Here is a 13,292-nt window from a genome sequence, read left to right as displayed (position 1 = left end):
TTTTAATTTTGTAATCTGTTATATAGGTCCTCCATTTCAGCTTGGTTCAATATCTTGGGATATACAGCAATGAAATCACATAGCGTATCATTGTTTTGAGTATATCCTGCATATATACTCTTGCCACTGACATATTTTTTTACAACCGAGACGGTACTTAAAACTTCATTATACCCATTCAAATATCCTTTCATCTCTCCAGTTACCGTATTGATAGTCAAAAAGGCAAGGGAATATTCCGATTGGCTGAGGCTGGATGTAAAAGAAAAGGCATTGATGGTTCCATTGTCATAGCGGTCATTTCCAGTGAGACCTTGACCACTCTTTAGGATCTGAATATTATTCAATTTCCCATCATTGTCATACCATGAAAAGGCAACAACCCTTTGGGTACCGGACTGCCCTAATGACTTAACGTTACAGCAAATTGTGATATCTGAGAAATCTTCATTTACCCCTGTCAAGTCGGATAGGTAATGCGGATCTCCACCGCCATAACCTATCAGTATTGCATCCTCTTCAGGTATGTATTGATCAACTGAATTGAAGCGTTCTAAGTCACATTTATTGGTTTGGCTGTACAACGTCTCAATCGTTACAACAACTGTAGGCTTATTGGCAAAGTCGTAATCATTCAAGTCAGTGTCCTGAAAGACAGGCCCGTTGTAGTTGCTTTGCATTTTGGTCATGGAGTAAAGCGCAAAAGCACCCACTTTAGTAACATCCACAACAGTTCCACATGTCCTGCCCTCCAAAGTTGTAGGGTATTTCAGGTAACTTAACCTGCATTGACTATCATTAGACTCCTGTGCCCGCTTTGCTACAACTGTATAGCGCTTCATTTCCACCTCATCCTCATACTGCCCATTGTCAAACAGGGTATTGAAGTAATTTTGAAACTCCGATCCCTTCAGGTAGGTATCGATATTCTGCAAACCTGTAGCCTTGGTTTCTATTCCTGTACTCGGATCATCAAAACGCAACTCAAAAGTAAAGTTCAGGAAGTCTGAGACACTCATGTTTTCGAGGTTCAGTTCAGTAGCCTGCTCAATCCAGTTACTCAGCTGTGAAACGGTGTCAGTGGAGCCGATGGCCGAAAAATCAAAATCCATGGCAGAGTCGCAAACCGTCCGGATAGTGGTTACCTCAAAACCAACACCATCAATACTTGGTGTACCCAATGCCTGAATCTTGCTAAGCAGCAGCTTGTCGGGCTGGCTCTGGCTAACGGCAATGTTTACTGATAGGCTTCCGATATCAATGCTTCGAGTATTGGCGCTGGTACCAATGCCCGGATCACCGGTATAGTTGCCGGCGCCGTCATCGGTGACCGTTCCGCCATTGGCTTCTATCAACGCATTGACCAGCTTGTCTGCATCTGCCACACTTACAATGGAGTTCGTAAGGTCCAGCGTATAGCCAGCCTGTTGTACCCAGCTACCAAAGGCAAAACCTGTCAGGTTACCATCCTTTAGCTGGAAGATCTGTAGTGCCGTAAAGCTGCCCTTGATCAGCAGGTTACCGAATGCCTGCGGATTGACGGTGTCGTCAAATACCACAGAGGTGATTAGTGCTGCATTGGTGGCGTAAAACCGCAGCTGCTTGCCGGCAACGCCAGTAATGACTTCTGCCGCTCCAGTATTGAAGCTTTGCGCTTCCCCGGCACCAATCTTATAGAGGATCTCTTGTGTGCTAGCTGCCCCAAAGGTAACCGTGACCGTATCGCCCAAGAAACTGGCAGAAAGATCAGCATCCAGTGTGGTGACGTCTGCCTCGTTGGAGTTCAGGCCTACTGCAGCCAGCCAGCTCACCACATAGGTATAGTGGGTATTGTCTGCGATGGTGGTGTCCGTGAAGGTGGTGGCAAAGTCTGCCGCTTCTCCCACTTTTTGGTAATTGCCCCCGTCCATCTTTCGGTATATCTCCAGTATGCCCGGCTCAGATGCCGGTGTCAGTGTCCAGTCCAGCTGAACGCCACCCTGTACATTGATGGCCGTCAGGTTTTCGATTACCGCTTCGGTCTCAAAGTCAGGCAGGTATTTCTCTTCCGGTTGGTAGCTGATCGGCTTATGGTAGACCTTCCCGCCAAACTCAATGCTGTGGTTGGCAAGCTCTCCAGGTGCTCGAAGGCTGTCCTTCTTGTAGGAGAAAGTCAGAGGCTGTTCGGGTGTGCCCGCCAACCAGTAGTTGCCATCATTGTCTTTTACACAAAGTATATACCGGTACTTTTTCATCAAGGAAAGGTCTGCCGCCACTTCCTCTGAAACTTCCGGAACAATACCCGCCATGGCATGGGTGTAGATTTCCCCATGCTTGGTGTGGGACATGGGCGCTGTAAAACCGCCCGAACCTTTCTGCAGCTGGATCTCCAGCCATGATGTGCCAGTAAAAGAAACGGGGTCCGTTAAGACCCCGCTCTCGTTTGGCTCAGAAAAAATCACGCTGTCTGCCTCAGCAAACCAGAAGCGGTCTATGCCACCAAGGTGATCACCCCCTTGAATTATGATCGATTTCAGCATTATACACCAGAAGTTACTTTCAGATATTCCAAATTGGTTTGGTAAGTAGGCCCAGTCTCGTCGGTTATTACGCCGCCTTCAAAGATTGGGGACTCCATTACGTCCGTACGCTTGAACGTAAAGGTTGCACCCTTTCTGTCAGTCTTAGCAGCACCTGAGTTGTACTCGTAGGTATCCAATCTTGCTGGAAATCTTTTTGTACCATAGAGCTGCACGTTTTCCTCCGGATCGTTATCAGGTACCAGGAATACCATATCTGCATTTTTCCAGATACGGAACAGCGCCTTGATGTATTTTCGGTTGCCTGGCACAAAGAAGGTTAACGTTTCTTCCGCTACCTTTCCATCTTTTTCACCCGCACCAGCCGCTACAATATTACCTGTGTCTTCGGTGATTTCCAGCCGTTGGAATTCCTGCCCGGTTTCCATCACGATATCATCCGAAATCGTTGCAATATCTTCCAGATTACCTGTATCCGAAAGTTTATCCACTACCGGTTTAGGTAGCGTATTGACGTTGGCCAGAAATGCCCAGGCGATCTCACGGGCGATACCACCAACATTCTCGAAATCGTCATCCACCATATGTTCGGTGGGGATTGTAATTTGGTCAAATGCCATATCCAATATCTTTTGTAGGGACAAGGAGAGCCTTGTCCCTTATTGAGAAATCAATTATGCGAATACCTCGGTCTCGTCATCTGTACCGTTCTGAGCTGCACCAATGTAGTTGGCCCATACCAGTTCCTTAGAGCCGAAGCCGTAAGCCTCTGCCCAGTCACCGTACACCGAAATCACACGTTTTGCCAACTCCACAATCATCGGCAATGCTTTTGGGTCTGGTCCATCAATGGTACGTACCAGGTTCTTAGGCGTGGTGATAAAGAAACGGTTTGAGCCGTTCATGGATGGTAACCCAGCTAGCTCAATCATGGTGTTGACCAGCTTATTGCGGTTCTTATCATCGGTGTTGACATGCGTACCGATCGCCTCTTCTCTTCCTGTGTAATAATCATTTAGGTGATCCTCACTTAGGTACAATTTCAATGGCGTTGAGAAACGGTATTCTGTAGGTAATTGAGCTGCTGCAGTATTTAACTGATCATACACAGTACCTGCAGCCAATGGGCCAATACCAGAAATGCCATTCACGCCAGCCGATAGACCGGTGGCTGCACCTTCAATCAGTCTTTGACCGATACCGTCCACAGCTGCAGCTGCAGTCGTAGGGGTGCCGGCAACTGGCGCTACATACTTACCTTTGTAGAACTGCTTGTTCTCACGGTCACGTAAGATAGCCGGAAGTAGGATCTCATAGATCACATAACGGGAAAGTGGCCAAGACTTCGGGTCTCTGCCTAATACAGTCAAGTCACCTTGCCAGCTGTTGACGAACTTGTACGGGTTAAAGTCGAAGTCAATCTTATGACCTCTCTGTACCGTTGGAGAAGGTTCAAAACGAACAGTACCTTTGCCGGTAAAGCCCTCCTGAAATCCTTGTACCACTTCATCCACATCAGCAAAGTGGTCAACGTGCGTCTGACCTACCTTGATACCTGAAACGGTACGGCAATGGGAAGTGGAAACCGAGTTCTGAAAGATCTTGTTCCAGATCTGCGCCTTGTCCATCCTGACAACGGCATTCAGCTCGGATGCATATTTTGAAACATCTACTGCCATTTTCTTTCGCTTTTATTGGTGATTACTTAAATAAAGTCAGGAGCTGCTGCCAGCTCATGGCCATCGGCAGTCACTACCTTTTCAGTGCCTCCAGCTGCTGTAACGTTGTCCGGGTCTTCCACCTGAACTGTTGGGCGTGTAGCCGGCTCATCTGCCAGTTGCGCTTTCAGGTCTGCGATTTCCTGTTGCAGTGCCGTGATTTGCGTGTCTTTCTCTGCAGTGGCAGCAGTCACCGCACTGTCTCTTTCCTCGGCGGAGAATAACTCGCCTGAGTACCCGTTTAGGCTGTCCTTCAGCGTTTCCGCCTGCTCTTTGGAAAGGTTTACCCCTTTGCTCAAGTCTCCTGATAACAGGAAATTCAATTTGTCAAGATTCATATCATCTGTATGTTTAGCCGTTGTTTGCAATGAGGCAGCAGGCGAAATGTTGCCCGTCAGCCTTGAGAAGAAATCTTTCATTTGTGCCATAAAGTCGGCAAAGGATTCGGGCGTTTGCCCTGGTTCCTGTTCACTGCCGCCAGTGGCTACCATTTTACCATTCCAGCCGTGTTTCTGGAAGTGTGCCGCAATACCTTCGGCTCCAAGTGCTTTAGCATCTTCTGGCATATCATCATTATTGAAGTCGGTGATCTCATCAATAAGTTTTAATTCCAATGCTTCCTGAGCTGTGAGATAGTGGTCATTGCCGTCCATGTATTTTGCCATGGCTTCATCGACAGACATACCAGTCTTGTCGGCTATGGTTTGCGCCATTTGTCGGTCCCACTTTTCAAGCGTATCTGCCACTTCTCTCATTTTTACTGCGTTTCCAAAGGCGCTAGTGGAGCCGGAGTGAATCATGATCACCGAATTATTTGCAGCATAAACCTTATTTCCGGAGAAGGCTGTAAATGCTCCCATTGACATAGCCACACCATCGATATAGGTGTGTACCTCGGCCTTGTGCTGACGCATTGAGTTAATGATCATAATACCGTGATACACACTTCCTCCGAGAGAATGGATTCTCGCATTGATTCTGGTGATATCTTCCGGAAGACTTTCAAGTTCTTTTGTAAACTGCTGGAAGGTGTTGGTGCTTCGCCATGTGTCCCAATCAAACCCACCGATATCTCCATAGATTTTGATGGTGGCTTCTTTTGGGGCTTTTTTGCCTGCCGCATTTACACCATAGTATATTTTATAAGGTTGGTTCATATGCTCATTGTGTCTCGTTGTTAAGCCTTCGCTGTTCAGCATTGTAATGGACTCAAAGGAGTATCATTTGGAGGGGATGTTGAAGGACGAAAAAAGGGGCTTATTTGCCCCTTTTTCGCTGTTTGATTGCTTTTTATCGGTAATTTATGAGCCTTTTAGCAGCTCCAGTTTGCCTTCCTCTATATAAAGGTGCCGGAGGTATTCCTGGTACTCATCGCTGCGGTGCCATCGGCGGACGGCTCTCTCCAGGTTAAACTCATCTTCGGAGATACCATAGTGGTGAAGAAACGAGAGAATAATAGATTTCACATTTTCACCTAACGAATAGATGGCATGCTGTTTTACATAGGCCATCATCGACTTGTTGAACTTGGCCCGGAGCAAGCGGATAAAGGCATACTTGCGTTTTTCGGTTACCTGCGGTATCTGTACCCGTAGGTAAGTCCACTGGTCCTGCTTCTTGGTCAGGGTTTTGACATACTTCTGGTATGCGGAATTATCCTGACTGTAGAACTTTGTCAGCCCGATGGTCGGCGAAAGCTTGACAAACTCATTATCTGCCAGATTGTAAATGGTGCAGTAGTAGCGGTACAGATAGTTCTCGACTGGCAGCTCGATCACATCAAAACTTCTCATTACAGCTGTCATATAAAGTTGATTTTTTTACCCCTTAGTCTACAATTTACGGAGAAGGGAGTTTTGTCCATAGTAGATGGACAAAACCCCCGCAAAAAGGACAAAACCCCCTTTTGATTTTACTTTTTCTTATAGGTTTCAATCATTTCAACCGAAGTCTCAAATAACCCTTTTCCATATCTCTTTATCTCATCCAAATGATTTGTTAAGTCATAATTCATTAAAAACTCTCCTAGTCTTTTATGTTCTCCCATTATTGTAATGAACCAATGATGGGTGAATACATTTGAATTGGTGAACTTACTTTGCTCTGATTCGAGAGATTGAATTTTAGCTATAGCTTCATCATATAGTCTACTCAATGAGTCTGGGTAATAAGGGCAATCTTTATGATGTTTGATTTCTCCACCTGTATAATGAGTACATCCAGCTACGCATTTTGGTTGCTTTGATTCTAGGGAATCTATGTATTCTTTTATATTCGGTCTTTTCATCAGTTTTAGTTTTTTAACTGGGCGGCTTTACACCGCCCGGTTAATAATCAGAAGATAATTCAGTCTATGGCTGGTAAGTTGTCCAGTCTTCAGCAAATGTGTCTTCCACGCTAAAATTGTAACCTGTAATTAGGTTACTGAAACCTACATGTGCGATTTGGTCATTGTAGGAAATAGAGTTGATTTGGTGGTTATCCAAATCATTGAACCTCCTTACAAATTCATCCTTTACAGGTTGTGGTAGTGAGGTCATTTTGGGTACAATCTCTTGCGGGATTTCAGATGGTACTTGTCTGAATATGAAAAAGTCCTTTTCCCAAAGTGGGCGTCTCAGCATTTTACCTTCTTTCAGTGCTTCAATTACTTGATTGATATTCATTATTGTATTGTATTTAGTGAAAATTACAGTTCCTATTCCCAAGGATTCTCTCCAGTCTCTTTCACAATTATATCCCTGATTGCTTTGATTTTTTCAGGTAGCAATTGCTTCAATTGCTCGAGGTGGAAATCACTGGGCATTGGCAATTTTGTGGCATGCACTAATGACTCCAGCTCGTCAGTGATTATGCCTAGTTCTTCGGCTGTTGTTTCGTTCATTTTGATTGATCTTTGTTTTGTGAAATGATTAATTAACTGAGTGATACGTTATTGGCTGCTATACTTGCGTATTAACACCGCACCTTATGATTGGTGCGGTGTGGGGGAGCATAGCACCGTTTAGTTGATAGTGAAAATATCACCGGTGCCGTCTCGAAGGTCACGTTGCATTTCTGCTTGTACTTTAGCCTCCAGTGCAGTGTTCAAGTCGCTGAAAGTTTCCACTTCCTGAAAGTTTGTTTGGTATGGGGCGGCACGCATCAGTTTGATCACTCCATTTTCAAATAGCATCAGTTTAAACCGTTCCCTTTTAAGCTTTTCAAGTACCTCCCGTTTATGTTGCCTGGTATATTGTTGGTTCTTGTAGGTCAATACCAAGGTGTTTACTGAAAACGCAATCACGATTACGGAAAGAATGATGTCAATGGCTGTCATTTTGATTGGTGGTTTTTAAGGTTTGATCTCGAAGTTGTACCCATTCACTGTATAGCTTTGATTTATTATCTCCAGTACCGTGATGGATTTCATTTAAATAAGCTTCTGCAGCTTTACATCTCTGTTCCCAATGCTCCAGTTCTGTTTGTCTTTCCAGTAGCTCCAGACCTTTTTTGATGTTTGGGTGGAAGTCCAGTGTCGTTTGTGTAAGGTCTGCACAGTTCTGCAGCATGGTTACACAGTTGAAAAGAATTTTTGTAAATGGGATCTCGTCGATCTTGTCACAAATCTTTTTAAGGAACTCTTCAGCATCTTCTGAACTAGCTTTAATCTTACTTAATACCTTGAAGGATTCATCTAATTCTAACCTATCAAAATCATGGTAGTAAAGCTCATCTTTTAAGTTCTCTAGTTCGGTAAGGAAGTCGTTTAGTGTGAAGATTTCTTTCTCGGAAGTGATTGCTATTTTCATATAGTGCTTAGTGTTATTGCTCATCGTTGGTATCGTCTATACGGTATGTTGAATAAGAGAAGATTCGCTCATATGCGAACTTTCTATTGCAGTCTGGGCAATTAATTTCATCCTCATTATGATGATATTCCCATGATTCTTGCTCTTCAAACCCACAGTATGGACAGATAATACTGTCAGTGAATTCATGTTCAATGTCTCCTATTGTACCTTGCTCATCAATGTATTGAGCCATATTCTAAAGGGTTTATTCGTTTAGTTTAAGATTTCACAAGGCCGTGTTTGGTCATTTTTACATTGAGGGATTTCCAAACCTCTCTTGTATTCGGGATCATGTATTTCATTACATTATCGTATGGCAAGTGTTGGAATAGTTTTTCGGCATCTTCAACTTTAATAGGCATGTTGCTATCAGAATCGTGATAGCCTTCTTCGGGTGATTCATATACTCCAGCTTGTTCTTTGGAGTAGCAATAACCTGCATTATTTGGTCTCCAAAGTGTAAGGAATTTCTCATGTCTGGAGGTATGGCAAAGGGATATGATGTAGTACATTTTCTAAAGGGTTTTGTCAATTCGATTAATAATATCGTTTCGTACCTGGTTAAGTGGCCCAGATGTCATTCGGTAAGAGCGCATATGTTCATAGAGCACTATGGCTTCGCTGTGCCGGATGGTTACCTGCTTTTGTTCTGCAGGAACCCGAACCAGTTGCTGGTAAAGTTCCAGCAGTACGGCATCGTCCAGACTTTCCGGCTTGTTCCACATATAGATGGTGGCTAACGGGGAAAGCATCTGGCGTATCAGTATGATGTCGCCAGACTTTAGCTTGAGTTGGAATCTTAACTTGCTCATCCGAAAAGCGTCATTTGGTTAGGGTTATCCGTCTGCTCCTTGGCCTCCTCCAGTTGTTTGAAGGCGGCGCACTTCGAGGGTATGTGCTTTTCGTAACCGATCATTTTCCCAATTTCCTCCGGAATGGTTGGCTGATTGATCATCATATCCATGGCCAGTTTTCCAATACACTCCTGTCCTTTGCGGACCAGCTCCTTACTTTCCTCAAATTGCGGCAGCTCATGATCTGGGTGGTGTGCCGTAAAGCACTTCTGGCACTTGAGGCAATTTTCTTCCATCCACATGGACATATGGAAGGCACTGTCAAAGGGTTTTACACTGTCGAAGCGTTTCACTCCGTCAGACAGTTGCTTGATGTAATTCAGGTTATTTTCGATGTTGATAATCATGGTCGGCGATTATTTTGGGTGAGTATTAAGCTGTTATATCATCTATTTGGAGGTTGATCTTCTCATATTCCTCCATCAAAGCGTCGAGCTTCTCGTCTGGGGCTCCGTGCTCGAGTAGCTGCTGGTAGTCTGTCCAGAGTTTGGCTTTCTGCTTCTCCAGCTGTTCGAGCAGGTCTTTCTTTTGGTTCCCGTTTAGCTTCGGTTGGAAGAAATCCTTGCGGATATCGGCGAGCATCGGGCGTGATGGGTGTTGGTTGTGGTAGATGATGGCAACCTCTACGCCGTCTTTGTTGTGGATCTTTTCAGCAAGCTTGATCAGTTGGTTGAAACCATTGAATTCATTGGGTCTATGGGCTGAATGGAGGGCCTTGCGGCGCTCGGTGTTGAAGTCGTAGGAGTAGAAAACCTGTTTTTCTCCATTTCTTTTCAATACCCACATGCGGAAAAGGCTGTCCCTTTTACTTCTCTTCATCAGGATTCTCTGAACCTCCTGTTGTCTAACTGCTTGAGTTTTGGCGATATTCATTGTTTTTTTGTATTTTTGGTTTGTTGATCCTTTGGCGGGATCATTGTTTTGAAATTAGAGGGGTGCTTGCAGGCTTGACCCTCTTTTTTTTTTGCTTTATCAACTAAGTTTTTAGTTCACGGGCTATTCCCTCTCGTTTCCATTCTCAGATACCCACGGCAGTGCATATAGCTGGACGACCACTGCTGTGTCAGATCACCCTTGTCCTTGCCGTTGTAGCCACGTGTAGGAACTTTTTGACCTTGCTGACCTCTGGGCGTTGGCTTCTTCCCTTTTGGGGACTCACTACGCCACATTTAAAGCCTTTTTTCGAGCGGAGCGAGTGGGCCATTGCGTTATTGCAACATTTCAATTTGATCGTTGCCTGCCCTGCTGGGGTTTGAGTTATCCACATATTCACATTTGCCCTTTAGAGACCTCTTCTGTCTTTTCTGTCTTTTCTGTTTCTTAAGAGACTAAATAGATTTTATAGGTCATTTTGTCCTAGTGTTGTAAAAAAATCATCATTCCCGGCGGTTTATCAACATTCGACTGGCCAACTTATTCACAACATTTTCGATGGTATTTTCATCCTTTTCGGTGTGTTCGTTTAGCTCAGGGAAATGCGTTTTAGCCTTGGTTTCGGTCTTGTCCAGGATGCGTTCTTCCTGCTCCTTGTTAAGAGGTCCATCCAACTCCAGTTCACGTCTTACCTCCAGCTCGGCTTCGGCAAACTGGATCACGTCACGGATCAGGTCGTCACAAAGCTTGATGGAGTAATTGTGGTATTGTTCACAGCCAATCCTTTTCTTTTCGATCACACCCATCTCTACCAGCCTTTGGATATGGCGGGCAACTGTTCGGGGAGACTGATGGGTAGCATTGCCCAGCAAGGCATTGGAAGTCTCGAACCAACCGTGATCAATTTCAGGCTCTTTATAGCGCATTTTGCCATGCGTGGTACTGGCCTCGTAGATGGTCAGGAAACGCTGATTCAAGGCTCTGAGTGTAGCCAGCAGACCGCCCCGTATCTTGAGCTTGCGGGTCTCGTAATCAAACTTCTCGTTGTGCTTGTTGACATACCCATAGAAGATATGGTAACTGTTTTGGTGAAAATTTCTTGGCTTTTGATACTTCCCTTTCTTATTTTGCGGGACGTCCCCGGGCGTAAAAATTCTTACTACTAAGCTCATATGAGTTTATTTATGACCTCCGTTTGCTTTGGTCGGCGAGAACGGAGGTCTTTTTTATGCAATTAGTTTTTACTGAATCCATACTTTGAGACAAACTTGTGACAAGCCTCTTCGCTTTGTTGCATCAGCTCCAGGGCCTTCTCCATCTCCTGTACAGACATGTATTCAAGTTTTGACTCAAACTGGTTGCGAACTACCTTTTTGTCCAGGTAGGCTGACATACCACGCAGCAGCTTTGCTGTCAGGATGTAAACCTTGCAGGTTGGGCGATCCACCTTGGCTGTGGTGAAGTTGCCTTCCCTTAATATTTGCGGTGCTCTGTATTGTGATGCCATTTTTCAAACCTTTCTTGCTTACCGAGTATCGGGCCTGATGGACCGTGTACTCGTTGCTGATTCAAAGTTGATTCTTCCGTTTTCTGTCGTGTCACCGTATCGCTTGCTAGGTCGGTGCTCGTTGTTGTACTTGAAGCGACAACTGTCTGTACAGAACTCTGCCCGGGGGCTGCGCTTCCAAGCTTCCTTGCCGCAGCACTTGCAATGTATTTTGTACTTTCCGTCGCCGTCTTCTGCTTCCGAGTTACCGTGTAAACCTACCGTGTCACCGTGTAAACTACCGTGTAACTTTACCGAGTTACCGTGTACTTGCTGATTATCAGACCGTGTCACCGTGTTATTTACCGTGTCATCGTGTTGGTGCTGCGGGTACGGGTTTGACTCTACACTTTTGTACTTTTCAAGCATTTCTTCCAGTCGCTGCTTTTCTGAAATGATTCGTTCCAGATTCGCATGAAACCCGATTTGCCTTTTTTCCTCCTGTTCTTGTGGAGGTGGCAACTTGGAGGGTTCCGGTCCGGGAGCCTGTGTCTGCTTCTCAGCAGTCAACTGGTGCGGCTGCCTGAAAACCGGATACTGATTCCAAGTATAAGTGTCAAGTGGTCGGCTATCGTAATACCCTGTTTGCAATACCTGCTCTGCCTTGGCTTCCTGTGCTCTGCTGGTCTGGTAGCGATACCGGGCATAAAAGCAGATCAGGAAAACGATGTCGCAGATAATGGCTACCGCTCCAGCTTTATTTGAATTGCTGCGAACGGAAGAACTATTCGTTGCTAATGTGGTGGCTTCTTCTGAATTGAGGGAGGACAAATCTTTATCCTGTTTTTGTCGGAGTCTTATGATTTCGTTCTCGTGGTTGCGGATAGTCTGGGCGATCGTCTTGTTATACATATTGATCTTACCCTTATAGGACACTGACTGCTTGAAGTCCTCGAGAGCTTTGCGCTCTGCATCGATCAGCTGTTGGTACATGCCGTTGACTTCCGAACGCTGGCGGCGGTAATCGCTTTCGATTTGCTCGGCTTGGTTCTGGATCTTTTCTCCCCAGTAATCTCCGCCTAGGAAAGAGGCGGAGATACTTAGGACAATAAACCCACATAGTAACACAGAAAAAAACATCGGCGCTATGCCTTCGTTGAAAAGCTTTTCCTGAATGATCTGGGCACTTTCACGTTTGATGTATTCGATAAAGAATACCAGTAGCGCTGCGGCTGCATACCCGATTGCTTGCGTTAAGTACTCACTATCCAAATGCTGGCCCACGACTTCCGAGACTTGGTAGTAGACAAATATGGCAGCCAGCAATGCACTGATACCTTGCACCAGGTATGAGAAGCCTCCTGCGAGGTTGTATAATGGCTTGTAGACCAGGGCATCTGGTCGGGCTCTTAATGCCTCCAGTGAACGCTCCCTGATCAGGTTCACTTTATCGTTTTCGCTTACATGCGTAATGAAATGTCTTGACTGATTTGGTTTCATAGTTTCTCTAGTCGGTTTTGGGTATCTGATTCAATCTGTCCAAGGAAGTGGTAGATGCTGTTGGCCAGCAGGCTAGGCATTATGTATTGCCCTGTTTGCCTGCCGGTGAGGATGTCCAGCCCCTGACTCTCCTTGATGCTGGCTCCTAGGTCTTGCCGGAGCTTTTGTACGGCACCTAACCGGGATTGCTCCCTGATCAGTGTAAGGTTTTTGGCGTTTTCTTGGTTTTGTTCTAAATTGCGCATAGTTCAAAATTCTTTTAAGGCGACAGCACTCCCAAATTGGCTGTCGCCTTTTTTTGTGGGAAAAGAAAACTATTATCTTTTGAGTGGTTAATGAATATATCGACTGATATTGACCGTTGTTATCTTACTAAGGTCATCCAAATCTGTTGGATGGCTTTTTTATTGCCTTTTGGTTATCAGTTTCTTATCTTGAAATTCTTCTTTTTAGTTAGTAACCTAGACGATGATCTATAAGCCACCTTCCTACCATGGGGTGGCTTTTTT

General features: G+C 45.0%; 20 protein-coding genes. All 20 read right to left on the bottom strand.

The window, feature by feature from the left end:
- Positions 1-2: 2 nt before the first annotated feature.
- The 20 genes from V6R21_RS07690 to V6R21_RS07595 all read right to left on the bottom strand — a co-directional run bounded on the left by V6R21_RS07690 (position 3) and on the right by V6R21_RS07595 (position 13,028).
- Positions 3-2,519 (bottom strand): phage tail protein, encoded by a 2,517-nt coding sequence (locus V6R21_RS07690; RefSeq protein ID WP_334242380.1) that lies wholly within the window; start codon positions 2,517-2,519, stop codon positions 3-5.
- Positions 2,519-3,139 carry a hypothetical protein gene (locus tag V6R21_RS07685; protein WP_334242378.1) on the bottom strand — a complete coding sequence of 207 codons (621 nt, stop codon included), beginning with the start codon at positions 3,137-3,139 and terminating at the stop codon, positions 2,519-2,521. The genes V6R21_RS07690 and V6R21_RS07685 overlap by 1 nt, the downstream gene beginning before the upstream one ends.
- Positions 3,140-3,193: 54 nt before the next feature.
- Entirely contained in the window at positions 3,194-4,198 is a 1,005-nt protein-coding gene (locus V6R21_RS07680; RefSeq protein ID WP_334242375.1) for a hypothetical protein, read from the bottom strand.
- A gap of 26 nt (positions 4,199-4,224) precedes the next feature.
- Positions 4,225-5,436 (bottom strand): head maturation protease, ClpP-related, encoded by a 1,212-nt coding sequence (locus tag V6R21_RS07675; RefSeq protein WP_334242373.1) that lies wholly within the window; start codon positions 5,434-5,436, stop codon positions 4,225-4,227.
- Positions 5,437-5,538: 102 nt separating this feature from the next.
- Positions 5,539-6,042 (bottom strand): hypothetical protein, encoded by a 504-nt coding sequence (locus tag V6R21_RS07670; protein ID WP_334242371.1) that lies wholly within the window; start codon positions 6,040-6,042, stop codon positions 5,539-5,541.
- A 107-nt stretch (positions 6,043-6,149) separates the two neighbouring features.
- The gene (locus tag V6R21_RS07665; protein ID WP_334242368.1) at positions 6,150-6,524 is read right to left on the bottom strand and encodes a hypothetical protein; all 375 of its coding nucleotides are present in this window, start codon (positions 6,522-6,524) and stop codon (positions 6,150-6,152) included.
- Between the two features lie 64 nt (positions 6,525-6,588).
- Positions 6,589-6,903, bottom strand: coding sequence for a Thoeris anti-defense Tad2 family protein (locus V6R21_RS07660; protein ID WP_334242366.1), 315 nt, complete (start codon positions 6,901-6,903; stop codon positions 6,589-6,591).
- A gap of 32 nt (positions 6,904-6,935) precedes the next feature.
- Entirely contained in the window at positions 6,936-7,121 is a 186-nt protein-coding gene (locus V6R21_RS07655) for a hypothetical protein (RefSeq protein ID WP_334242364.1), read from the bottom strand.
- 120 nt (positions 7,122-7,241) lie between these two features.
- The gene (locus V6R21_RS07650) at positions 7,242-7,556 is read right to left on the bottom strand and encodes a hypothetical protein (protein WP_334242363.1); all 315 of its coding nucleotides are present in this window, start codon (positions 7,554-7,556) and stop codon (positions 7,242-7,244) included.
- A complete protein-coding gene (locus tag V6R21_RS07645) occupies positions 7,543-8,028 on the bottom strand; it encodes a hypothetical protein (RefSeq protein ID WP_334242361.1) in 486 nt (161 codons plus the stop codon). Before V6R21_RS07645 ends, V6R21_RS07650 begins: the two co-directional genes overlap by 14 nt.
- 13 nt (positions 8,029-8,041) lie before the next feature.
- On the bottom strand, positions 8,042-8,263 hold the full coding sequence (locus tag V6R21_RS07640; protein WP_334242359.1) for a hypothetical protein: 222 nt from the start codon (positions 8,261-8,263) through the stop codon (positions 8,042-8,044).
- Between the two features lie 25 nt (positions 8,264-8,288).
- The gene (locus V6R21_RS07635) at positions 8,289-8,582 is read right to left on the bottom strand and encodes a hypothetical protein (RefSeq protein WP_334242357.1); all 294 of its coding nucleotides are present in this window, start codon (positions 8,580-8,582) and stop codon (positions 8,289-8,291) included.
- 3 nt (positions 8,583-8,585) lie between these two features.
- Positions 8,586-8,882, bottom strand: coding sequence for a hypothetical protein (locus V6R21_RS07630; protein WP_334242355.1), 297 nt, complete (start codon positions 8,880-8,882; stop codon positions 8,586-8,588).
- Positions 8,879-9,271, bottom strand: coding sequence for a hypothetical protein (locus V6R21_RS07625; RefSeq protein WP_334242353.1), 393 nt, complete (start codon positions 9,269-9,271; stop codon positions 8,879-8,881). The genes V6R21_RS07630 and V6R21_RS07625 overlap by 4 nt, the downstream gene beginning before the upstream one ends.
- A 25-nt stretch (positions 9,272-9,296) precedes the next feature.
- Positions 9,297-9,797: a hypothetical protein gene (locus tag V6R21_RS07620; protein ID WP_334241883.1), complete on the bottom strand. Its 501-nt coding sequence runs from the start codon at positions 9,795-9,797 to the stop codon at positions 9,297-9,299.
- 116 nt (positions 9,798-9,913) lie between these two features.
- On the bottom strand, positions 9,914-10,093 hold the full coding sequence (locus V6R21_RS07615; RefSeq protein WP_334241885.1) for a hypothetical protein: 180 nt from the start codon (positions 10,091-10,093) through the stop codon (positions 9,914-9,916).
- 207 nt (positions 10,094-10,300) lie between these two features.
- Positions 10,301-10,969, bottom strand: a complete 669-nt coding sequence (locus tag V6R21_RS07610; protein WP_334242351.1) for a winged helix-turn-helix domain-containing protein — start codon at positions 10,967-10,969, stop codon at positions 10,301-10,303.
- 62 nt (positions 10,970-11,031) lie between these two features.
- Complete coding sequence (locus V6R21_RS07605) at positions 11,032-11,304, bottom strand: hypothetical protein (protein WP_334242349.1); 273 nt, start codon at positions 11,302-11,304, stop codon at positions 11,032-11,034.
- A gap of 18 nt (positions 11,305-11,322) precedes the next feature.
- Complete coding sequence (locus tag V6R21_RS07600; protein WP_334242347.1) at positions 11,323-12,783, bottom strand: hypothetical protein; 1,461 nt, start codon at positions 12,781-12,783, stop codon at positions 11,323-11,325.
- Positions 12,780-13,028: a hypothetical protein gene (locus V6R21_RS07595; protein ID WP_334241893.1), complete on the bottom strand. Its 249-nt coding sequence runs from the start codon at positions 13,026-13,028 to the stop codon at positions 12,780-12,782. The genes V6R21_RS07600 and V6R21_RS07595 overlap by 4 nt, the downstream gene beginning before the upstream one ends.
- Positions 13,029-13,292 lie beyond the last annotated feature (264 nt).

The sequence above is a fragment of the Limibacter armeniacum genome (assembly GCF_036880985.1).
Taxonomy (GTDB): Bacteria; Bacteroidota; Bacteroidia; order Cytophagales; family Flammeovirgaceae; genus Limibacter; species Limibacter armeniacum.
This window is presented reverse-complemented; position numbering and strand designations above follow the sequence as displayed.